Origin of the sequence: Brachyspira pilosicoli (genome assembly GCF_036997485.1) — a bacterium.
In the GTDB taxonomy this organism is placed as follows: domain Bacteria; phylum Spirochaetota; class Brachyspiria; order Brachyspirales; family Brachyspiraceae; genus Brachyspira; species Brachyspira pilosicoli_C.
In genome coordinates this window covers 238537-261275 of sequence record NZ_JAWLPU010000002.1, presented here as the reverse complement: position 1 = coordinate 261275, position 22739 = coordinate 238537, and the positions used below count along the sequence as shown (strand labels likewise).

Below are 22739 nucleotides of genomic sequence, written 5' to 3'. Positions count from 1 at the left end.
TATTGAATGATAGTATATTATATTAAAATCTTTGTCAAATTATATTTTTTATTATTATTTTTATTATGAAATATATTGATTTAAAATAAATAATATATTATATTTATAGTATAAGCTAAAAATACTTAGTTAAAAATATCTTTGAACATATTCGAGTTTAATTCGGAGGTATTTATCATGAGTATTTTTAATGGCTTAAAACTTAATTGGCATTTTATCAATAACTGCAATATGCATTGTAAGTTCTGTTATGCTTCAAAAGATTCATGCAATATAAATTTATTCAAAATAGCTGAAAAACTTAAACCTTTTAAGTATATAAACTTAGTAGGCGGCGAGCCAACTATATACAAAAACTATATTCATTTAATATATTATCTAAAATCACAGGGTCATGTATTAAGTATAGTAAGTAACGGTTCAATGTTTTTAAAAGATAACTCTATACTAAAAGCAACTTTAGAATGCTGCAATGTTATTGGTTTAAGTATAGATTCATTAAACAAAGAGACATGTATAAAAATTGGAAGAAGTGTAGGAAACAGCAAACCTATAACGAAAGAAGAATATTTATATCTAACTGCTATAATAAAAGAAAATAAAAAAGACCTTAAAATTAACACTGTAGTTAATAAATACAATTATAAAGAGAATCTAAACTCATTCATATCAAAAGCTCTTCCAAACAAATGGAAAATATTTCAGGTACTTCCTATAGAAAATCTTAATTCATGTAAAGAACTTCTAATAAGCGATGAAGAGTTTAATTATTTTTTGAATACTCATGCAGCAAATGAAAAAATAATCTACAGTGAAAACAATGACAATATGACTTCGTCTTACATAATGCTTGACGCTAAAGGTAGGTTCTTTAACAACATTGATAATAAATATATTTACTCAAGAAGTTTATTTGATGATAATGTTGATTTGTATGAAGAGTTTTTTAAAATGAATTATAGTATTGATAAATATTATGATAGGTACAAAAGAGCTAATTGATTAAAAAAAGTAGTTTACAATTTATAAAAGGAGAAAGAAAAATGGAAAAATTATATTATGAATTTGATAAACAAAAATTAGGAGAATTAATAAAAAAATGGATAATTTTTTTTGAAAAAAATTCAGGAGATATAGAAAATGCATTCTTATCTTTCAGTGATGAATTTATTAATAATAGAATAGGTATAGGAGAATTTCTTCAGTCAGTCAATGTTATTATAAGAGAATTTCAACATGCTCCAAATTCAATAGCATTAAGTCAATTTTTAGAAAAAGGTATTATAAAAATAAAAGAGTATTTTGAAAGTAAAGGTAAAAAAGCAGATATAAATATATATGAAATACTTATACATATTTATTATACTGAATATGAATTTGATAAAGCATATTTAATAGCAAAAGAATTATTAGAAATTGATGATAACAATAAAACAGCATTATTATCTATTGCAAAATATGAAGGAGAAATAAATGATTATAAATATGAAATAATTGATGCCGCTATAATAAATAATATTGCCCTATATTATAGCGATAAATATGAAGAAACATATGAAGAGAATAAAATTACAGATGAAAAAGTACAAGAAAATATAAATAAGTCTAATACCGAAGAATATTTTAATAAAGCTGAAAAATATAATAAATATCTTATAGCTTATTCAAATTCAAATGATATATATAATATAATGGAACAATATGATATCATAAAAAATCCTTATATATATGTATGGTGCTATTATGCAAAATTAACTCAGCCTTATTTACCAATGGCACAAAATAATTTAGGGACATTATATAAAATAAAATATTTAAAAGACAAAGATATAGTAAATTACAAAAATGCTGAAAAACTATTTCAAGAAAGTATAAACAATTATGAAAACTTTTATGGAAATGTTCATCCATATATAAAAGATCCAATTATTAATTTGGTTTATCTTTATTATGAAAATGGAAAATATAAAGAAGCACATGAAGTAATACATCAATATTCTCAAGTATTACCTCAAGACTCTGATTATTTTATGCTGCTTGGAAGAGCTATATATAAAGAAGAAGAATGTAAAAGAAATGCTGACAAAGCATTAGAATATTTAAAAGAATCTATAAGACTTCTCAAATTTATAGATGAAAGTTCTTTTAAATATGCTATGGATGAAGCTTTTAGAAGTATAATGCTAATATATGAAATGCAGGAAAAAGAGCATATTCATTATGATGCTGCCAGAGAAAATTTAGAACAATTAAATATTTATCATTTAAAAAAACTAGAATTCAGTATACCTGCTGTAACAATAGCATTTGATATAAAAGCATATGAACTTTGCAGTAATATAGCGAGTTATATAATACAAAATTATAATTTAGACAAAGATTTATATACAAGAATCTTAAAATATTTATTAGAATCTTTACATAGGGCAAATAAAGATAATACAGAAACTCTCATAAATATTTTTAACAAAGAAGATTTTTATAATTATGAGTTAATTATTAACTTAATAAATGAATGTGCCAAATCTGAAGTTTTAAAAGAAGATACTGATATAAAAAACAAAAATGTATTAATAGATATTTATGAGATTATGAGCAACACAAGAAAAGAACTTGTAGTTATGCGTTTATTTGATTATGTAAGAAACGCTGATGCCTATGCCAATAAAATTTTTGATAAAGATATGAAAGAAGAAATTACAAATAAAGTTGCTAAATGGAAAGGAGAAAATATAAATATAAAATATAATAATAAAGAATATGTATTATGCTATCATTTTCATTCATCAAATGAAATAGAAAAAGATGCAAATGGAGATATTATAAAAGATAATAGAGGAAAACCTTTAAGAAGACTTCCTGATAAAAATTGGATAGCAATTAATCAGATAAGAGATTCATTAGCACATAGGGTTAATGAAAAAACAAGTGATGTTAATGAAGAAATTATTAACGCTAAAAAAGCAAGAGAGTTTATAAATGCTAATTTTGAATATATAGTAAAATGTTTATTTAGCGTAATAATAGAAAATAATTTGCTTACTGATGAGCAATTCAGAAGCGATGAGTTCTAAATATAATATTTTTATAAGAGTGTTAATTATTATTTAATTAAGTGTATTGTAAAATAGCTTTTATTGATATATTATTCTTGCAAATTAAATTTTAAGGAAAATACTTATGATTTTTGATGCTCATTCTGATGTTTTGTCTGATATTGCTGTAAAGACTTTGAAAGGCGAGAATAATATATTAAAAAAATATCATTACGATAATTTGGTTAAGGGTAAGGTTGGAGGAAGTATATTTGTTGTATGGGTTGAGAGAAAAAATTACGAGAGAGCTTTTGAGAGGGCTAATGAGATATTTGAGTGCTTTAAAAAAGAGCTTAATTATTGTAATGACATTATAGAAGTTGTAAAAAGTTATGATGAGATGATTGAGGCACAAAACAAAAATAAGTTTTATGCTTTTTTAGGTTTTGAGGGGTTAATGCCTATTGATGATAATATAGATATTTTAGATAGTTATTATAATGATTATGGAGTTAGGCATGCTAGTTTAACTTGGAATGAAGAGAATAAACTTGCTACAGGAGTAAGGGGAGATAGCGGCAGAGGATTAACGGAGCTTGGAAAAAAAGTAATAAAAAAGATGAATGATAAAGGAATGATAGTTGATGTTTCTCATTTGAATGATAAATCTTTTTTTGATGTGGCTAATATTACGAACTCTCCTATAATAGCATCGCATTCAAATAGCAGGAAGTTATGCGGCAGTATGAGGAACCTTACAGATGAGCAGTTAAAAGTGATAAGGGATTTAAATGGGGTAGTGGGGTTTAATTGTTATAAAGATTTTGTAGATGAAGATAAAGATAAACAAACAATAGATAGGGCAGTTGATCATATAAAATATATTGCAGACACTATAGGAGTTAATCATATAGGGCTTGGTTTTGACTATAATGAATATTTTGAAGATGAGGGTATTACAGGAGTTAAGGGGCTTGAAGATGCTTCAAAGTCTTATACTATATTAGAGAAACTAAAAGAAGCTGGTTTTAATAGCGATGAGATAGAGAAAATAGAATATAAAAACTTTCATAGAATAATAAAAATTGTAATAAAATAAAAAAATATTAAAGTTATTATTGCAATAGACGATATTATATTTAGGTTGATTGGACTACCCCCCAATAACTATATTTGTAATAAGCCGCTTTGTTCATCCCACAAAAGCGGTTTATTTTTTTATATATCTATAAGTTTTTGTTCTATTCAACTTTTTCCCGCCGCAAAAAGTTTTTACCCTTCGGGTACGCTTTGCGAAAGTGCAATTTATTTAATTTATATATCAAAAAACTAGTCCCCGAAAATAATAAAAATATAAAATTAACTTTTAGTATATAATTCTATTTCTATTTACCTATACAGAAATTCTCAAATATCTCGTTTATTATCTCTTCTGCTTCAATCTTTCCGCTTACATTGCCTAATATGTTATTTAATATATTTATCTCTTCTGCCACTTCATCTAATAAATGATTATTATTTGACTTTTCTATACACACATTTAATTGCTCTATTGCTCTCTCTAAATATCCTCTCTCTCTGTTGTTTACATAGCTCTCTTTATTAAAAATTATTATATCAGAATCTTTTATATGATTTTTTAATGCCTCTATTAATTTGTCTTTTCCTTGTTTTGTTTTTGTGCTTATTTCAATTGCATTGTTTATTTTTTCGTTAAACTTTTTTTCTAAATCTATTTTGTTTAATACATAAATTATATTTTTATTTTTTAATTGTTGTAAAAACTCTATTAAATTAATATCATCATCATTAGCCTTGTCATTATAATCAAAAACAGCAATTACAATATCAGCTTCATTAGCACATTTTTTAGCTCTCTCAATTCCCTCAAGTTCTATATCATTATCAGCTTCTTTGTGAAATCCCGCAGTATCCATAAAATAAAAAGGTATATTATCTATATAAATATTTTCACTTAAAAAATCCCTAGTAGTGCCGGCTATATTTGAAACTATTGCTCTTTCTTTGTCTAATATCATATTAAATATGCTGCTCTTTCCTGCATTAACTCGTCCTACTATTGATACTTTTATTCCATTAATTAGGTTTTCCACTCTCTTAGAATTATTTAAAATATTTTCTATATCTTTTTTTATAGTATAAAAGTTTTCTATTAGTTTGTCATAAGAAAAAGTTTCAGTATCATCTTCTGGAAAATCTAATTCACCATAAATAAGCATAAGAGTATTTTTTACATTCTCTCTAAGTTTATCTATCTCTCTTGTAAGCCTTCCTCTAATTTTGTAAATACTTGCTTCAGCCATTAATCTGTTGTTAGAGTCTATTAAATCATGTATAGCCTCAGCTTCACTTATGCCAATCCTTCCATTAATATAAGCCCTATATGTAAATTCGCCTCTATTTGCTTGCCTTGCTCCGTTTCTTATTATAATGTTTATTAATGATTCTATAACAACTATGCTTCCATGACACATAAACTCTACAGTGTCTTCTGAAGTAAATGTGTTTGGAGATAATGTTGTAAGCACTACAAGTTCATCTATAGGAGTATTATTTTCATCTTTAATTAAAGCATAATAACTTTTTCTATGTTCAAATTTTGTAATGTTTTTATTTTCATTGTTGGCATAATAGCAGATTTTTGAAGCTATGTTTAGAGAATCTTTTCCAGACATTCTTATTAAAGCCAATGCACTTTTTGAATAGGGAGTTGCTAATGCTACTATAGTATCATCTAAATTATAATTAGACATAAATTAATTTCCTGTTAATTTTTTACTCTTTTTTTCTTTAACTTTTTATTTAGCTTTTTCTTTTCTTTTTCTTCTTTCTTTAGTGCTGTATATAAGTTTCCGTTTGATAAAATATAGTTTTTACAGAAATTATAATCTTTTTCCATTAGCTCTATATCTGCAGAAGCTTTTGCAAATTTTATTAAGTCTCCTTCGCTAAACATTTTTATTATAGCGTCGCTTTCTGTAAATTTATTTTCTTCAAACAATTTTGATATTTCACTAGTTGTCATGTCTTCAATATTAAATCTAAACCTTTTTGTTAAATATCTTTTAAATATAAATGTTAATTCAAAATAATATTCAGCAAATTTATTTTCATTATAGTAAATGTTGTAATCTATATTTTTTAAAGCGTTTAGAGCTTCGGTATCTTCTTTTACAGTTAATCTTTCATTAAACTTCTTCTCAATATATTTTGCCAAAAATAACACAGTAAATATTATTAAAACTATAATTATTAAAAGTGCTATTATGATAATCCATACATATAAAGGCATAGGTATACTAATAGCTTTTTTCATTGGAGGAAGAATATCTCCATCAGAAAATGGATTAACTAATACATTAATGTCCTCACCATAAAGCTCTCTATATTCATTATTGTAATTATAAGATATTTTAAAAGGCGATATTACAAACTGTCCAACATCATAAAAGCCTATATTGTATTTAATTATTCTCTCTTTAAAACTGCCTTTGTTTTTATTTATATTCTCTACGCTTATTATTCTTGATTGTGAAACCCTATCATCAAAAGAAATATCCTGATACTTATAATCTATATCTTTTTTTGAAATTATATGTACTTCATAAGTAATGCTGTCGCCTATAAATATATTTACAGATGATACACTAGTTTTTGTATAAACAATAGTATCATTGTCTACCGTTTTTGAACATGAGAAGATTAATGTTGATATAATCAATAAGAATATTTTTTTCATTTAATTAAACTAATCCTATATAATCTGCTGTCATTATTAATCATTTCTATTTCAAATAAATAATACGGCTTGTCAAAATACTCTATAAACTTCTCTCCCCATTCTATCATAGTAATGCCGTCTTCTTTTATCTTATCTTTAAATCCTATATCATCAAGCTCAGCAACAGAAGAAAGTCTATAAAGATCAACATGGCGAAGTACAGTTTCTTTATTGTTTAATATAATATCATACTCATTAATTAGAGTAAAAGATGGACTGCTTACTATGTCATCACTTTGAAGCAGTCTTGAAAGAAGTCTTACAAAAGTGGTCTTTCCAAAGCCCAAATCTCCATTCATTATAATTAAATCACCGTCTTTTAGTAATTTATATATATATTGAGCTACTTCTTCTATATTCTCTATAGCAATATTATTATATTCTTTTAATATTTCTTTCATAATTTTTTTATTTGTTTGTGTTTTTTAAAGAATATATATTATAGACTATTATTTGTCAAATATAAATTAATTGATTATATATGTAAATATTATTTTTTAGTTGAAAGATTTTTTATTGATTTTATAATATTTGTGTAAGAGGTATATTTATGGACAGAGATACTATTAAAAATAAATATGATTCTATAGTAGAAAATATAAATTCACTGAAAAATAAATATAATATAAATTATAACATAGATGTTGTAGCTGTTAGTAAATATTCGCCAATAGAAACTATAAAAGAGTTTTTGTCTTTGAATATTGATTTGCCATTAGGAGAATCTAAGGCGCAGAGCTTAAGGGATAGGGCAGAGGAGCTTAATAAAGATTATGATAATGTAATTTGGCACTTTATAGGAAGAATACAATCAAACAAAGTAAAATATATAGTAAGATATGCTGATTTAATACAAAGTGTGGACAGTATTGAAATTGCTGAATATATAAACAAAGAAGCTATAAAAAACAGTAAAGTTCAAGATATATTACTGCAATTTAATATAAGCAATGAAGAGCAAAAAGGCGGATTTAATTTAGCTGATTATAATATGGTTTATGATAAAATAAAAAACTTATCGAATGTTAATATAAAAGGAGTTATGGGTATATCATTAAAAGTTGATAATGATTTTGAGATAGAAAAAGAGTTTGAATCTCTAAATGAAGTTTTTATAAAGTTGAAAGATGAAAATACTTCAATACTTTCAATGGGCATGACCAACGATTATCATTTAGCTATAAAGCATGGCTCTAACATGATTAGAATAGGAAGCGGTTTTTTAGGATATTCTTAATTTTATTGGAATCTTCTGTCTCTATTTATTGTAATTAGATAATTCCAAACATAATAAAAAATAGTATCTTCTGTATTGAAATGAGTAACTGCTTCATCTTGTTTTAATTTGTACATAGAGTTTGAAAATGCTTCGTCTTGTTCAAGCTCTTTTATTTTTAATGATAAATTATCTGTATGCGTTTTTACTTTTGACATTAATTCTACAGGCAATGTTCTTTCATAGTTTCTGCTTGTTAGAGTTTCTAATGCATATTCAATTCTATCTGGAGTTAATCTTGAAGCTATTTCTTTTTCATCTTCATTTTCTTTATTTATAGTGTTACTAGCCCAAGTGTTGAACTCATCAATCCACATCTTGTATTCATTAGAATATTTTGATGAAGTTAATATATAATCATCTCTTACTTCTTTAGGCAATATATTTAAAAAGTTTTTATATCTTTGCTCCATAGCATATATAGAACCGCCCTCATTTTTACAAGAGATAGCGAATATTGATATTAAAGTTATTATACAAAAAATTATTTTTTTCATTTAGAAATCCATTTATTTTAGTTGCTTTATTATAATATAGTTAAACAAAAAATTCAAATATTTAATAAATATACTGAAATAAATATGTTTTGTCAATGTATACTAAAAAATTTTTAGTTTGTCAAAAATTATATTTTTAAGTTTAAAATATTTGCAGGGCTTTGCCCCCTGCGAAGCGTGCCCGTGGGGTAGCACCCCAATTCTTTTGCCGATAGGCACCTACTCGGTATTGGTATAAAAGAACCAAAAGAACTGTATTTTAAACTAAAATTTATGTTTTATGCTATATTTGATATATATTCCAAGATATAGGACTAAAATATTTGTACTTTTAAAAATTAAAAAAAACTTTTAACAAATTTTTAAATTACATCAATAAAAATCTCTAGTCTCCGTTTCAAAATATTCTTCTAAGTTGTATGGAGAATATATTCCCTTATCTGTAACAACGGCACTTATTAGTTTTGGAGGAGTAACATCAAAAGAAGGGTATATTCCTTTAACGCCTTTTAATGTATTGGGTATTCCTCTGTATGATAAAACAAGTTCCGGGTCTCTCTCTTCTATCACTATATCAGAGCCTTTGTTTTTGTCTTTATCTGGTATGCCTGTAACATAATAAGGAATTTCAAATTTGTCTGCCAATATTGCAGCTTGAAGAGTTCCTATTTTGTTTGCAATATATCCATCTCTTGTGATGGTGTCAGCTGCCGAAGTAAATATATCTATAGCACCTTTTTGCATAACATAAGCTGCCATATTATCTGTAATAACTGTTACATCTATACCGCTTTCATAAAAACAAGAAGAGGTAAGTCTTGCACCTTGAAAATATGGACGAGTCTCTAAACAATATGCTTTAAAAGTTTTATTTTCTTTTTTAGCAGCCCTACACATCATTCCTACTATAGTTTCTCCAAAGCATTGAGTTAATATGGAAGCATTATTTTCTACAAGTTTTATTAAATATGTTCCAACCTCTTCCATAATAGAATATCTTCTGTTTAGAGATTCTATTGCATTATTAAAAATAGCTTCTACTGTACTTTTGCCTTCTTTTAATGCTTTTTTAGCAGCCTCTAATGCAGATTCTGTTATAATTTTATATCTGTTTGCAGTTGTAGGTCTAGAGTTTGCAAGTACATTAGAAGCTTCTGTTAAAAACTCAATTTGTTCTTTTTCTGTTTTCTTTTCAACTTCACTTGCCGCCAAAGCCATACCCATAGCACAAGCCGTATAAGGACCAGCACTTTGAGTCACCATATTATATATAGCCTCAGCAACCTCTCTGTAATTATAGCATTCCACAAAACTAATTTCTGTAGGGTATATTCTTCTATCTAATATTCTTACTTTTTTGTTTTCATACCAAGCAACATTTTCGTATCTCAACAAAAAAGGCAAATCATAATCTTTTCTTTCCATTGTTGTAGTCCATAATATTTAATATATATATTTTATCGTAAAATATAAAAATTATCTATATTGTTTTTCTTAATTATTAAAAATATTCCAAGGGTTATAATCGGGTAAATCAGCTTCAATAAATATTTCTTCGTTTTTTGTAGGGTGGGGAAATTTAATGCTTTTGGCAAACAAAGCTAAAGGCACATCATCTCTGTCATATTTTATGTATGAACCGTATTTTCTGTCGCCATATATAGCATGCCCAAGATTTGAAAGCTGTACTCTTATTTGATGAAATCTTCCTGTCTCAAGTTCTATTTTTAAAAGGCTTAAATTTTTAATATTGTCTTCTTTTAATACTTTATAATGAAGAATAGCTTTTTTAGCATTCTTAGTATTTTCAAAAACAACCATTGCAATGTTTCCAAGTTTGTTTGTTTTTTTTATGAGATAATTTTCTAAAGTATTTTCTTTTTCTAATAATATTCCTTTTACTACGCAGTAATAAGTCTTTTGAAAGTTTCTGTTTCTTATAGCTTCGCTTAATCTTGAAGCTGCCTTAGAAGTTTTAGCAAACACCATAACACCAGATACAGGTCTGTCTAATCTATGCACTAATCCTAAAAAAACATTTCCTTGTTTAGCATATTTTAATTTTATATAGTCTTTTATATTTTCAAAGAAAGATATATCGCCTGTATTATCTGCTTGAGTTGGAATGTTTGGAGGTTTTACAGCTACTATAATATGATTATCTTCGTATAGAGGGTTTATAAAGTTTGTAATTTGTTCTAAGTTGTTCATGTGGATTTTTATGTAAGGAAATGTGCCGAGTCAGGGAATCGAACCCTAGACACAAGGATTTTCAGTCCTTTGCTCTACCTACTGAGCTAACTCGGCAAGTGAAAATTAGTATAACATACGATAAAAAAAAGTCAATACATTTTTTTAAATTTTATTTTGTTTATTATATATTATCACATTTATTACAAAAAAATAAAACAGCTGTTTTTTAAGTAAATACACTTTGACAAATATAATTATTGCTTATATAATGCATATTATTTTAAAAATGGGATAGATATGACTAAGAGAAAAGATAGAATAATAACTTTTATTTTTGTACTTGTGATTATTGTTTTAATAAATGCAATAGTTAATCAATTTACGCCTTTTATAGATTTAACTAAAGATAAAATATATTCTTTAAGCAGCGGAAGCAAATCATTGGTTAAAAGTTTAAAAGAGCCTTTAAGCGTGAAGTTTTTTTTAACACCCAATTTACCGCCTCCTTTTTCTACTTATGAAAAATATATAAAAGATTTATTTGCAGAATATAAATCAGCAGCAGGAAAAAATATAAGCTTTGAAATAATAGATGCATCTACAAATACAACAATGGCTAATCAATACGGAATTACTTCTACTCAAATAAATGTATTAGAAAAAGACCAAACAAGCAGTAAAATAGCATACATGGGTTTAGCATTTATATATGGTGATTCTATAGAGTCTATACCTTTTGTAAGGTCTACTGAAGGTTTAGAATATAATATTGATACAATTATAAGAAAACTTATTGATAAAAATGATAAATTAAGCAGATTAGAAAATAATTTAAATGTTTATTATATATCTTCTCCGGAAGTTTATGAGCTTTTACCTATTGGAGCAATAGAGTTAATACCAGACAGCATAATGCAGGCTGTAACAGAGGCTAATAAAAACTTAATGAATAAAGTAGTATTTACTCATGTTGATATGTCTAGTCCAAATCAGGAAAATGAAGATATAATAAAAAAACTTAATATAAAAAAATTAGAATGGCAAGATATAAAAGATAATGACGGTGCTATTATAGTTCCAAAAGGAAACGGATATTTTTCTTTAGTTTTAGAAAATGGTGATGATGTATTAGAACTTTCTACTTCTTCAATATTATATGGGGATTTTGCAGGCATCACAGATGAGATTTCTAAAGGTATAGACAGCATGCTTGGTTTAAAAGCTAATATTGGTTATATAGAAGGGCATAATGAACCTAATACTATAGATATACCAGTTCAATATGGCGGGAATCCTAACGATGCTTATATAAGTGCGAGCAGATATGCATCAGAAATTGAAGCTAATTATAATTTTCAGCCTTTAAATTTAGATACTCAAGATATTCCTTCCACAATGGACGCTTTAGTTGTTTTAGGGAGTTTTACTCCTTTTAGTGATGCTGAATTATATAAGTTAGACCAATTTATAATGAGCGGTAAACCCGTATTATTTATGCTTAATGGGGCTCATATAGATGAAAATGACCCTAATGCACAGATGTATGGACCTCGTTTAACTCCTGTTACTAATAGATTAAATGAAATACTTCCAAGTTACGGACTTTCTTTAGCTACAAATATGATATTTGATGATAATGCTTATAGAGCACAATTACAAGAAGGTATGTCTGAACAGAAAATATATTATATACCTCTTATAATGCCTGAAAATATTAATTCAAAAGCTGATATAACAAAAAGTATTAATTTAATGCTTGCTCCCCTATCTAGTGAAATATTAATTAGCAGCAACGATGCTAAAATTACTCCATTATTTTATTCGAGTGATAAGAGTTGGGTAGAAACTAATGATTTAACTTCATCTATGAGAGGTATGCCGAAAGACAGTAATTTGCTTTCTAAAAGACTTATAGCTGCAATTTCTCAGGGCAGTATGACTAGTGCTTTTGAAGGTAAAGATATTCCTATTAACTCTACAAATATTAATATAGCAAATGTTAATAGATTAAACTCCACAACAAGCGGAAGAGTTATAGTTGTTGGTTCTGTTGATATGGCAAGAAATAGTGCTTTTGATGCTAATAAAATTTTCTTAATGAACATGATTGATTATATGGTTGGGGACACTGCTCTTATGGATATAAGAAGAAAGGGAGCTATATTTAATCCTCCTTATCAAGTGCCTGAAAGCATAAAGATGGCTGTGAGATTTATTAATATAGTAATTGTTCCTTTGATTGTTATATTATTTGGTGTGATGTTATGGCGTAGCGATAAAAACAGAAGAAAGAAAATATTTGAGAAATTTAATAATGGCGAAGAAAACTAATACAGTATTTGTTTGTGAAAATTGCGGGGAGAGCACTATCAATTGGATGGGTAAATGCCCTTCCTGCGGTTCTTGGAATAGTTTAAAACCTTTTACTGAGCCGGAAGAAAGCAAAATAAAAACAGTAAAAAATACTCTCTCTACAGACAAAGCACAATTAACTTCAATAAAAAAAATAAAAACCTCTGATAATATAAGAACATCAACTAATATAGATGAACTTAATAGAGTATTAGGAGGCGGAATTGTATCGGGCAGCGTTATACTTATAGGAGGAGAGCCAGGAATTGGTAAGTCAACACTCCTTTTACAAGTTGCTTCTAATATTGCCAAAAAAGAAAAAGTTTATTATTTTACAGGTGAGGAATCTCTTGAGCAGATAAAACTAAGAGCAGATAGGCTTTCATTAGAAGATTCTGACTTTTTAATATCATCAGAGTCAAATTGCGACAATATAATAAACACTCTTTTAGATGAACCTCCATCACTTGCTATAATAGATTCCATTCAAACAATATACAGCCCATCTACAAACAGCATAGCAGGCTCACCAGCACAAATAAAAAACTGTGCTTGGGCATTGATGCAGACTGCCAAACTAAAAAACATAACAATATTTTTAGTAGGTCATATAACAAAAGAAGGCACTATAGCAGGACCTAAAATATTAGAGCATATTGTAGACTGTGTGTTATATTTTGAGGGTGATGATAAGGGTATATATAGAATATTAAGAGCTGTAAAAAACCGTTATGGTGCGGTTGATGAAGTAGGAATATTTGAGATGGCAGGAAATGGGCTTATGGAAGTAAAAGACCCTTCAAAAGTTTTTACTCGTTCTCTTAATGAAGCTGTGTTTGCTGGAAGTGTGATAACTCCTGTAATAGAGGGTAGCAGGGTATTTTGTGTGGAGCAAGAGGCTTTGGTTGGAAGCAGTGCTTTTGGTTATCCTCGAAGGCTTACTATAGGTTACGACCAATATAGGCTTCTTATCATCATTGCTATTTTAGAAAAAAGATGTCATATAAATCTTTCTAATCAAGATGTATATATTAATATTGCAAATGGTCTTAATGTTAAGGAGACTGCGAGTGATATTTCTATTGCTATGGCTATAGTGTCAAGTATGTATGGCATAGCTATTCAGAGAACTACGGCTTATATTGGAGAGTTGGGGCTTTCGGGAGAGGTGAGACCTGTAAGGTTTATTGAAAGGCGTATAAAAGAGATGAAGAAATTTTCTCTTAAAGAAGTTTATATTTCAAAGAGAGCTGTAAAAGAATTAAGCAAGTCTATAGATGGTGTTAAGATTATAGGCATAGACCATATTTCAGAAGCTATAAAAATGCTTGGCGTTTCATAAATATGATTAACTAATATTCACTTAAAATTTTTAAGTTTATTTATTTTGTTCTTGTTCTTTTTCCCGCCGCGTACGCTCTGCGGACTTCGTCAAAGAACCAAAAGTGCAAATGTTTATATTTTACATATTAAATATATATACATATAGAATAACTCTCTTTTATAATAAAAAATGCAGTCCTTTTGCTTCTTTGGGACACGCCACAGGCACTCCCTTCGGTCGCAAAAGAAGTTGGGGTATTGCGAGCACGCACAGCGGTGTGGCAAAGCCGCCGCAAATAAAAAATTAAAAAGATTTTGATAAACTTTAAAAACTTTCAATATATAATGAGGTAATTGACATTTTTCTGTTTTTATAATAAAGTAACAAACTATGCGGAGTGGGTAAACGCGGTATTTAAAAAACTAATACTGAGGAAAGTCCGTACCTCTAAAGGGCTTCATGCAAGCTAACGGCTTGAAGGCGAAAGCCTATGGAAAGTGCAGCAGAAAATATACCGCCTATTTTTAGGTAAGGGTGAAAAGGCGTGGTAAGAGCACACCGCATTTGTGGCGACATGAATGGCAGTGTAAACCCCATGAGAGGCAAGAGCAAACAGAAACCGATTGCCCTTTTCATAAAGGTTTCAGGTAGCTCGCTTGAGTACTTCAGCAATGCAGTATCTAGATAAATGTTTACCTTAAATGACAGAATACGGCTTATAGCTCCGCTTCTTATTATTAATTACTTTTTAATAATTTCTTTATAAAAACTATTTTAAAATTATCATTTATAAAAAAATAGAATTATAAGTTTATAAAAATAAAGTTTTAATATATAATAGATTATAATTATTAATGTTTAAGGAGAAAAATTATATTATGTCTGAAATAAAAAGAATTGCAATAATCGGTGCTATGGACTGTGAAATTACTAATTTTAAAGGTTTGATAAAAGATATAGAAGAAATTGAAATAGCTAATATTATATATTATAAAGGGGTGCTATGCGGTAAAAATGTTGTACTATTAAAATCTGGTATAGGAAAAGTTAATGCTGCTATTGCTACAACTATTGCTATAGAAAAATTTAACGTAGAAAAAATAATCTTTACAGGCGTTGCTGGTTCAGGCAATCCTGATTATGATATATCTGATATTGTTATATCAAAAGATTTAATAGAGCATGATTTTGATACAAGCGATTTAGATGGAGATGAACTTACAGTTTTAGTGAAAGGATATAGTGATAATTATTATCCTGCTGATAAATCTTTAATAGAACTTGCAAAAGTTTCAGCTCAAAAAGTTATAACTGAAAATAAAGTTTATATTGATACAATAGCCACTGGAGACCAATTTGTAGGTAACAATGAAAAGGTTAAACAAATACATAATAAATTTAAAGCTGGTGCTATAGAAATGGAAGGTGCCGCTGTTGCTCATGCAGCTTTGATGTATAAAGTACCTTTTGTAGTTATACGTTCATTATCTGATAAAGCGGATAGTGATGCGGTGGTAGATTTTCCAAAATTTGTAGCTAAGGCAGCAGAAAATTCTAAAAAAATAGTGATAGAAATGCTTAATAATATTTAATAATTATTTTTTTATTACTATTGAAAATATTTGCATATATATTATAATTATATAATTAAATTAACATAATATTGGGGAGATTATGCCTGATAAAAGAACTATACTAAAAGGAAACGGCATCGGTAATTATGTATCTATAGGAGATTCATTCCTATATCTTAATTCATTAATAACCCCAATGTATAATATAGAAAAAGAAGATGTTGAAGAAGAGCATGTAAGATTAGATAAGGCTATAGAACAATCCAAAAAACAAATAGAATATTTAATAGCTAATGTTAATAATAATTTAAAAAATATTTTATCTATGCATATTTTGCTTATTCAAGACCCTGTAATAATAAAACAGGTAAAAGATGAGGTAAAAGAGAAATTATTAAATGTTGAATATGTATATGATAGTGTGATAACAGAATATTTTGATAGAATATCTGCTTTTAATAATAGAATGCTTTCAGAGAGAGCTAGTGATATAATAGATATAAAGGGCAGAGTAATAAGAAATTTATTAAACCCTAGCACAGAGAGTACATTTTCTATACCAAAAGACTGCATAGTAATATCTAAAACATTAACACCAAGCGATGTATTAAAGTTTAACAGTATAGGTGTTGGCGGATTTATAGTGGAAGGAGGAGGTTATACTTCTCACGCTGCTATACTTGCTAAATCTTTTGGAATACCTACTATTTTTAATGTAGAAAATATTACTAATAGAGCAAAGAATGATAGAAAAATCATAATAGATTGTAGGAGTAATATAGTCATATTAAATCCAAATGATAAAGATACTCACAATTACACTTTATTATCTGAAAAATTAAAAAAATATAAAGAGCAATCTATTAAAGATGCCAAAGAAAAAGCTATAACCAAAGATAATACAGAAATAACTATAAATGCCAATATAGATATACCTGAAGAAATGGAAAGCGTTATAAAATATGGCATAGATTCAATAGGACTTTATAGAACAGAGTTTTTATATATTTATTCTGATGACGGCAATAGCTGTGCTTTACCGACAGAAGAGAGACAATTTAATGTATACAAAAAAATAGCCTCATCTGCAAATGGTAAAGTAATAATAAGAACATTAGATATTGGCGGAGATAAAATGGCGCCATCTCTTGGAGTCTTTAATATAAAAGAAGATAATCCATTTTTAGGATGGCGTGCTATAAGATTTTGTTTATCAAACAAAAGAATATTTAAAAATCAAATAAGAGCATTATTAAGAGCTTCTGTGTATGGAAATATAGAAATAATGATACCTATGATAAGTACTTTAGAAGAGTTTTTAGAGGCTAAAAAATTTATTAATGAAATAAAAGAAGAATTAAAGAAAGAAAATATAGCATATAATGACAATATAAAAATAGGTGCCTTAATAGAAACTCCTTCTGCAGCAATTATCATAGATTTACTTATAGAAGAAACAGACTTTATTTCTATAGGCTCTAATGATTTAACGCAATATATATTGGCATGTGATAGAACAAATGAAAAATTAACTTATCTTTATAATCCTATAGATATATCTGTTTTAAGAATATTAAAGCATATTATAAAAACAGCAAAAGATAATAATAAACTAGTAACATTATGCGGAGAGATGGGCGGCGTTCCAATGTATACTCCTATTTTACTTGGTCTTGGAATTAGAGAATTATCCATGTCTGTAACTTCTATAGCAGAAGTGAAAAATATAATAAGGTCTGTATCTATAGAAGAATGTGAAAAATTAGTTGATACTATGCTTGAAAACAAAAACAATGATTTTTCTAAATCTATTTTAGAAAGTTTTATAAAGAAACTACAAACTCAAAAGGTATAAAATGAACACTATAAAAAATATTTTAATTATTACATTAATAATTTCTTCTTTAACATCTTGTAAAGTTAAAGATTCTATAAGTGAATTTCAAAAATTAAAAACAATAGAAAATACAGAAGATAATGGTGCTTTAAGCGAATTTTTAAAATCCCTTCCCAAAAAAGAGGAAGTAAATGCACAAACACCCTACAATGAATTAACAACTTTCTTAAAAGGAAGAGATCAAATATTATCATCAAACTATAAAGATGGTTTTGAAACTTTAGCGAGATTTTTGTTTACATACCCTTCAAGTTATTATCAAAGCGAAGCCTCATATTTACTTGGGCAGGCTTTGATTTATATGGTAGAAAATGACCCGCTCTATATGGATAGTTTCTACAATAAACTAATATCTGAGGGGATTGTAGAGGGCGAGGAAAATTCGGCAAACACTAATGTTAATACTTCAACTACAAAGAGAAGCAAAGAATTATTAAATATTTATAATCAATTAGGAATAAAAATTAAAGATAATGTATACACATTTAACGGAGCTATATTTGACAGAATAGTTGCTGATAGTGAAAGTGTATTCCCGCTTAAAGATTTTGCTTATTACTTTGGAATGCGCCATAGATTTCAAACAATATCATCTACAGAAGATAAAGAAAAATATTTAAGCAATGTAAATTATTTAAAAAGATTTTCAGACAAATATAGAACAAGTATACTTCAGGAGAATATATTAAATAATAAATCATATTTTCCAGATGTACTTCCTTTTGAATTAACTGCTAATGAAAAAACAGAATATGATAAAACAATGGGCACAATTAAAGAAAGAATAGAAGCAATTAAGCCTGTATTAAATGAAGATTATTATATAAGAGGAAATGGAATCATTATAAGAGATAGAATTCCGGCAATTAGTATAGGAAAAGAGACTGAGTTATATGTAATGCAAAACTACGACTTTGTTACAGTATTAAAGCAAACAAATGTATATAATAACAAAGAGAGAGAAAACGAGGATTGGTCTTTAGTGAGATATGACACATACTATGGCCCTATAATCGGCTGGAGCTATTCGAGATATATGACTAATGACATAGAAAAAGTAAAAGATGTATTTGAACATTATAAGTCTGCTATGAATTATTATAAGAATTATGATTATTTAAAATCTGCAAATTATTTTTCTTATATATTAAATCAAAAAACTACAAATTATTTTACAGATAAATCAGTATATTTCTTGTGGAAGGTTAATAATAAAATAGGGGAGATTGTAAGCTCTAAAGACAGTCTTTATTATGACTATGTTTTAGAATATCCAAAGTATTTTTATTATAATACCAACACGTCAGTATTACAAAGTTCAACACTTTTATATAATTATTTAGTAAAGATAATGCCTACGAATCCTTATAGATTTGTTATAAGCGGAGACAGTGAAGCTGAATATAGTGTAGATTAAAAAATAATAAAAAAAAATAAAAAAGCCTCTTAAAATATTTAAGGGGCTTTTTTTATTATTAAATTAAATAAATTAAATTATTGCAAAGAAGTTAAAACTACTAAATCAGCTATATCCTGAGCAGAACAGCCTCTTGAAAGGTCATTAGCAGGTTTAGCAATACCTTGAAGCATAGGACCAATAGCAGTACATTTACCAACTCTCTGAGCAATTTTATAACCAATATTACCAGCATTCAAATTAGGGAATATTAGTACATTAGCATTACCTTTAACTTTAGAATTAGGTGCTTTTTGTTCTCCTACTTTTGGAACTATAGCAGCATCAAATTGAAGCTCACCATCATAAACAAAATTAACATTTCTTGAATCTAATATTTTTTTAGCCTCTATTACTTTATCAACAGATTCATGGCTTGCAGAACCTTTAGTAGAGAAAGATAAGAAAGCAACTCTCGGATCTTTACCAGTCATTTTTCTAAAAGAATCAGCAGTAGACTCAGCAATATCAGCAAGCTGTTCAGAAGTAGGATCAGGTATAACAGCACAATCAGCAAAACAAGCTATACCATCATCAAATAAAGCCTTATCAGGGCTCTCTACAAAGAATGTAGAAGATAAAGTTTTAATACCTTGTTTTAAGCCTATTAAAAATAAAGCAGCTCTAAGCATCTCGCCTGTAGCATATACTGCACCTCCAACCATACCATCAGCCCCGCCATCAGCTAAAATAGCAGCACCAGTATATACAGAATTATAAACGATAAGTTCTTTAGCTTGTTCTCTAGTCATTCCTTTTTTTTCTCTAGCCTTAAATAATAATTCTATATAGTTTTCTGTTTTAGATTCTACTTTAGGGTCAAATACTCTAGCAAAACTATCTCCTAATGTAAGAGAATTTTCTCTTGCTAAAGCCTCTACTTTAGCCCTGTCGCCTATTAAAATAACATCTTTTGCTAAGCCTTCTCTTTTTAGTATGACAGCAGCCTTAACATGTCTTTCATCATACCCCTCTGCTAAAACTATGCTTTTAGGATTAGCTTTAACCTTTTCTCTTAAACTATCCATAAATGATGCCATAATAAAATACCTCTTAATAAAAATTAATTTGTAATATTCTAATGCATAAACAATTATTTTGCAAACAATTATATTTCTAATGATATAATCTTTTTGTTGAATTTGATGTTTATTATTTTTATGACAGAAAACAATAAAAAATATGAAATATAATTAATTTATTTAAACTATTTTTATTAGTTTTTAGGGAGCAATTTTATAGGGTCTAATGCTCTTCCTCTATATGATATCTTGAAATACAATTCGCTCTTATCAACCAAACCAGTATCTCCTATATTACCTATATAATCACCTTTGTTTACTATATCCCCCAATTTTACTGCTATTTTAGATAAATGAGCATAAGAGGTTGTAAAACCATTTTTATGTTTTATTATAATTACTTTGCCAAAACCTCTAATATCATTAGCATATTCTACAATACCATAGTCTGCAGATAATACTTCATCTCCAATTTTTCCTAATATATTTATTCCTCTATTTGCAAGCTTATATGTATCAACACCATATCTTGCAACTATTATTCCTCTATAAGGCCATTGGAATGAAGAATCTGGTATAGTTTCATCAGCATATTCGCTTTTTATAGTTTCTATTTTTAAGTTAGCTCCAATCTGTAAAGAGTATTTATTTGCGTCTTTTATATTGTTTATCTCTAATAGCTTTTTTAACTCCATTTTATTGTTTCTTGCTATAGAATATAAAGTATCTCCTTTTTTTACTTTATAATTAGAAATAACAATTTTGTTAATTTTTTCTCTTTCACCATATACTTTTAATACATCGCCTGCTTTTAATACATAGTTATTATCTAATCCATTCAATGAATAAAGCTCTACTAAATCCATTTTTTTAGCGAGGGCTATTTCGCTTAAAGTATCTCCGCTTTTCACTTTATAACTTTCTATTTTTATATAATCAGCCTTCTCTATAGAGTTACTGTCAAGCTTAACAGATATTTTATCATATACTTTTATATTATCTCCAATCTTTAATACATAATCCTTTCTTAAAGAGTTTAATTTTAAAAGTTCATCTAAAGACATAGAATTATTTATAGCTATAGCACCAAGAGTATCTCCTCTTTTTACTTTGTAGATTTTAGTTGTTCTTGATGTGTCTACTTTGTTTTGTATTTTAGGATATATTTTTAATGTTTCACCTACTTTAAGTTTATATGCTATAGGGTCTGATATATTATTTAGTTGTAAAAAGTCGCTAACAGACATGTCATTTTCAAAAGCAATACCATATAGTGTATCACCATTTTTTACTTTATAGTTTACATAATTATCACTATCTTTTTCTATATTTATATCTTTTTTTATTTCTTCTATTATATCTTTATTTTCTACTCTTTCTATATTAGAATTATTATTATCTTTTATATAAAGAATCTCTCCAACTCTAAGATTATATTTGTTTGCATCATTTATTTTATTAAGTTTTAAAAACTCATTAGCAGTCATTCCGTGTGAGAATGCTATACCATAAAGAGTGTCTCCATTTTTCACTTTATATTCTATATAGTTGCTATCTATTTGATCTTTTATTTCTTCTGTATTATTATTATTATTATTATTATTATTTAAAATTTCTTCTCTTGATATATTTGCAGAATTAGCAACCTTTAATATTTCACCTTTTTTTAATTGATATTTATTAAAATCTTCTATATTGTTTATAGCACAAAATTCACTCGCACTCATTCCATGAGCGAATGCTATACCAAGCACAGTATCTCCATCTTTTACCTTATAATCTGTATATTTATTTTGCTCTATTTCTTTTTTTATACTCTCTACATTATTATTTACTTTTTTTTCTTCTATATTTGAAACATTAGCAACCTTTAATATTTCACCTTTTTTTAATTGATATTTATTAAAATCTTCTATATTATTTATAATACAAAACTCACTTGCACTCATTCCATGAGCGAATGCTATACCAAGCACAGTATCTCCATCTTTTACTTTATAGTCTATATAAGATGTTTTTTTCTCTGGTTTTAATCCATAAGACTTAGCCTTAACATCATATACCAAATCATATTCTTTCTCTTTTACTTTTAGAGTTTCTCCAACTTTTAATTTATATGAATCTGGATTATCTATTTTGTTAAGTTTTAAAAACTCACTAGCTTTCATATCATGAGCAAAAGCTATACCATAGAGCGTATCTCCATTTTCTACTTTGTAATCAACATAATTTACAGCAAAAGAAATATTATAGAAAAATGCTGCAATAAAGCATATAAAAAAAATATTTTTCATAACCCTCCCAACATCTA

The 22739-nt window shown here is 27.5% G+C and carries 17 protein-coding genes, 1 tRNA gene and 1 other RNA gene; 10 read left to right on the top strand and 9 right to left on the bottom strand.

Translation table 11 applies throughout. The features are described 5' to 3' along the window. Positions 1–177 precede the first annotated feature (177 nt). From R4I97_RS06495 to R4I97_RS06485, 3 genes are all read left to right on the top strand, one after another. Positions 178–1002, top strand: coding sequence for a viperin family antiviral radical SAM protein (locus R4I97_RS06495; RefSeq protein WP_335784270.1), 825 nt, complete (start codon positions 178–180; stop codon positions 1000–1002). A gap of 41 nt (positions 1003–1043) precedes the next feature. Further along, positions 1044–3074, top strand: coding sequence for a hypothetical protein (locus R4I97_RS06490; protein WP_335784269.1), 2031 nt, complete (start codon positions 1044–1046; stop codon positions 3072–3074). 106 nt (positions 3075–3180) lie between these two features. After that, positions 3181–4134, top strand: coding sequence for a dipeptidase (locus R4I97_RS06485; protein ID WP_335784268.1), 954 nt, complete (start codon positions 3181–3183; stop codon positions 4132–4134). Positions 4135–4420: 286 nt separating this feature from the next. Here the strand turns inward: R4I97_RS06485 and mnmE are convergent, their stop codons facing one another. Genes mnmE through tsaE form a run of 3 tightly spaced genes read right to left on the bottom strand, consistent with a single transcriptional unit; the run spans position 4421 to position 7238 of the window. Further along, positions 4421–5809, bottom strand: coding sequence for a tRNA uridine-5-carboxymethylaminomethyl(34) synthesis GTPase MnmE (gene mnmE / locus R4I97_RS06480; protein ID WP_335784267.1), 1389 nt, complete (start codon positions 5807–5809; stop codon positions 4421–4423). 14 nt (positions 5810–5823) lie between these two features. After that, positions 5824–6795, bottom strand: a complete 972-nt coding sequence (locus R4I97_RS06475) for a hypothetical protein (protein ID WP_335784266.1) — start codon at positions 6793–6795, stop codon at positions 5824–5826. Continuing rightward, complete coding sequence (gene tsaE, locus R4I97_RS06470) at positions 6792–7238, bottom strand: tRNA (adenosine(37)-N6)-threonylcarbamoyltransferase complex ATPase subunit type 1 TsaE (protein WP_335784265.1); 447 nt, start codon at positions 7236–7238, stop codon at positions 6792–6794. Before tsaE ends, R4I97_RS06475 begins: the two co-directional genes overlap by 4 nt. 149 nt (positions 7239–7387) lie before the next feature. On the opposite strand from tsaE, the gene R4I97_RS06465 reads away from it, so the two are divergent. Beyond that, entirely contained in the window at positions 7388–8074 is a 687-nt protein-coding gene (locus R4I97_RS06465) for a YggS family pyridoxal phosphate-dependent enzyme (protein WP_335784264.1), read from the top strand. Between the two features lie 2 nt (positions 8075–8076). On the opposite strand, the gene R4I97_RS06460 is transcribed toward R4I97_RS06465, so the two are convergent. The 4 genes from R4I97_RS06460 to R4I97_RS06445 form a co-directional block, all read right to left on the bottom strand. Continuing rightward, the gene (locus tag R4I97_RS06460; RefSeq protein WP_335784263.1) at positions 8077–8610 is read right to left on the bottom strand and encodes a hypothetical protein; all 534 of its coding nucleotides are present in this window, start codon (positions 8608–8610) and stop codon (positions 8077–8079) included. A gap of 372 nt (positions 8611–8982) precedes the next feature. Continuing rightward, positions 8983–10035 carry an S-methyl-5-thioribose-1-phosphate isomerase gene (locus R4I97_RS06455; RefSeq protein ID WP_335784262.1) on the bottom strand — a complete coding sequence of 351 codons (1053 nt, stop codon included), beginning with the start codon at positions 10033–10035 and terminating at the stop codon, positions 8983–8985. 69 nt (positions 10036–10104) lie between these two features. Beyond that, positions 10105–10821: an RluA family pseudouridine synthase gene (locus tag R4I97_RS06450; RefSeq protein WP_335784261.1), complete on the bottom strand. Its 717-nt coding sequence runs from the start codon at positions 10819–10821 to the stop codon at positions 10105–10107. Positions 10822–10844: 23 nt separating this feature from the next. Next, positions 10845–10917, bottom strand: a tRNA-Phe gene (locus R4I97_RS06445). Between the two features lie 183 nt (positions 10918–11100). Here R4I97_RS06445 and R4I97_RS06440 point away from each other — a divergent pair. From R4I97_RS06440 to R4I97_RS06415, 6 genes are all read left to right on the top strand, one after another. Then, complete coding sequence (locus tag R4I97_RS06440) at positions 11101–13134, top strand: GldG family protein (protein ID WP_335784260.1); 2034 nt, start codon at positions 11101–11103, stop codon at positions 13132–13134. Continuing rightward, positions 13118–14497, top strand: a complete 1380-nt coding sequence (gene radA, locus R4I97_RS06435; RefSeq protein WP_335784259.1) for a DNA repair protein RadA — start codon at positions 13118–13120, stop codon at positions 14495–14497. The genes R4I97_RS06440 and radA overlap by 17 nt, the downstream gene beginning before the upstream one ends. A 371-nt stretch (positions 14498–14868) precedes the next feature. Then, an RNA gene (rnpB, locus tag R4I97_RS06430) (RNase P RNA component class A) lies at positions 14869–15214 on the top strand. 143 nt (positions 15215–15357) lie between these two features. Continuing rightward, entirely contained in the window at positions 15358–16071 is a 714-nt protein-coding gene (locus tag R4I97_RS06425) for a 5'-methylthioadenosine/adenosylhomocysteine nucleosidase (protein WP_335784258.1), read from the top strand. Positions 16072–16153: 82 nt separating this feature from the next. Continuing rightward, positions 16154–17908: a phosphoenolpyruvate--protein phosphotransferase gene (gene ptsP / locus R4I97_RS06420; RefSeq protein ID WP_335784257.1), complete on the top strand. Its 1755-nt coding sequence runs from the start codon at positions 16154–16156 to the stop codon at positions 17906–17908. A gap of 1 nt (position 17909) precedes the next feature. Next, positions 17910–19367 carry a hypothetical protein gene (locus R4I97_RS06415; RefSeq protein ID WP_335784256.1) on the top strand — a complete coding sequence of 486 codons (1458 nt, stop codon included), beginning with the start codon at positions 17910–17912 and terminating at the stop codon, positions 19365–19367. Positions 19368–19444: 77 nt separating this feature from the next. Here R4I97_RS06415 and pta read toward each other — a convergent pair whose 3' ends face one another. Beyond that, entirely contained in the window at positions 19445–20446 is a 1002-nt protein-coding gene (gene pta, locus R4I97_RS06410; RefSeq protein WP_335784255.1) for a phosphate acetyltransferase, read from the bottom strand. Positions 20447–20622: 176 nt separating this feature from the next. Next, positions 20623–22722, bottom strand: coding sequence for a LysM peptidoglycan-binding domain-containing protein (locus R4I97_RS06405; RefSeq protein WP_335784254.1), 2100 nt, complete (start codon positions 22720–22722; stop codon positions 20623–20625). Between the last annotated feature and the right edge of the window lie 17 nt (positions 22723–22739).

Excerpts from the sequence above, each read along its gene's own strand:
- R4I97_RS06490 (WP_335784269.1), top strand. The coding sequence starts at position 1,044 with ATGGAAAAATTATATTATGAATTTGATAAACAAAAATTAGGAGAATTA.
- R4I97_RS06485 (WP_335784268.1), top strand. The coding sequence starts at position 3,181 with ATGATTTTTGATGCTCATTCTGATGTTTTGTCTGATATTGCTGTAAAG.
- R4I97_RS06425 (WP_335784258.1), top strand. The coding sequence starts at position 15,358 with ATGTCTGAAATAAAAAGAATTGCAATAATCGGTGCTATGGACTGTGAA.
- R4I97_RS06460 (WP_335784263.1), bottom strand. The coding sequence starts at position 8,610 with ATGAAAAAAATAATTTTTTGTATAATAACTTTAATATCAATATTCGCT.
- R4I97_RS06440 (WP_335784260.1), top strand. The coding sequence starts at position 11,101 with ATGACTAAGAGAAAAGATAGAATAATAACTTTTATTTTTGTACTTGTG.
- R4I97_RS06415 (WP_335784256.1), top strand. The coding sequence starts at position 17,910 with ATGAACACTATAAAAAATATTTTAATTATTACATTAATAATTTCTTCT.
- mnmE (WP_335784267.1), bottom strand. The coding sequence starts at position 5,809 with ATGTCTAATTATAATTTAGATGATACTATAGTAGCATTAGCAACTCCC.
- ptsP (WP_335784257.1), top strand. The coding sequence starts at position 16,154 with ATGCCTGATAAAAGAACTATACTAAAAGGAAACGGCATCGGTAATTAT.
- R4I97_RS06450 (WP_335784261.1), bottom strand. The coding sequence starts at position 10,821 with ATGAACAACTTAGAACAAATTACAAACTTTATAAACCCTCTATACGAA.
- R4I97_RS06455 (WP_335784262.1), bottom strand. The coding sequence starts at position 10,035 with ATGGAAAGAAAAGATTATGATTTGCCTTTTTTGTTGAGATACGAAAAT.
- tsaE (WP_335784265.1), bottom strand. The coding sequence starts at position 7,238 with ATGAAAGAAATATTAAAAGAATATAATAATATTGCTATAGAGAATATA.
- pta (WP_335784255.1), bottom strand. The coding sequence starts at position 20,446 with ATGGCATCATTTATGGATAGTTTAAGAGAAAAGGTTAAAGCTAATCCT.
- R4I97_RS06475 (WP_335784266.1), bottom strand. The coding sequence starts at position 6,795 with ATGAAAAAAATATTCTTATTGATTATATCAACATTAATCTTCTCATGT.
- R4I97_RS06495 (WP_335784270.1), top strand. The coding sequence starts at position 178 with ATGAGTATTTTTAATGGCTTAAAACTTAATTGGCATTTTATCAATAAC.
- radA (WP_335784259.1), top strand. The coding sequence starts at position 13,118 with ATGGCGAAGAAAACTAATACAGTATTTGTTTGTGAAAATTGCGGGGAG.
- R4I97_RS06405 (WP_335784254.1), bottom strand. The coding sequence starts at position 22,722 with ATGAAAAATATTTTTTTTATATGCTTTATTGCAGCATTTTTCTATAAT.
- R4I97_RS06465 (WP_335784264.1), top strand. The coding sequence starts at position 7,388 with ATGGACAGAGATACTATTAAAAATAAATATGATTCTATAGTAGAAAAT.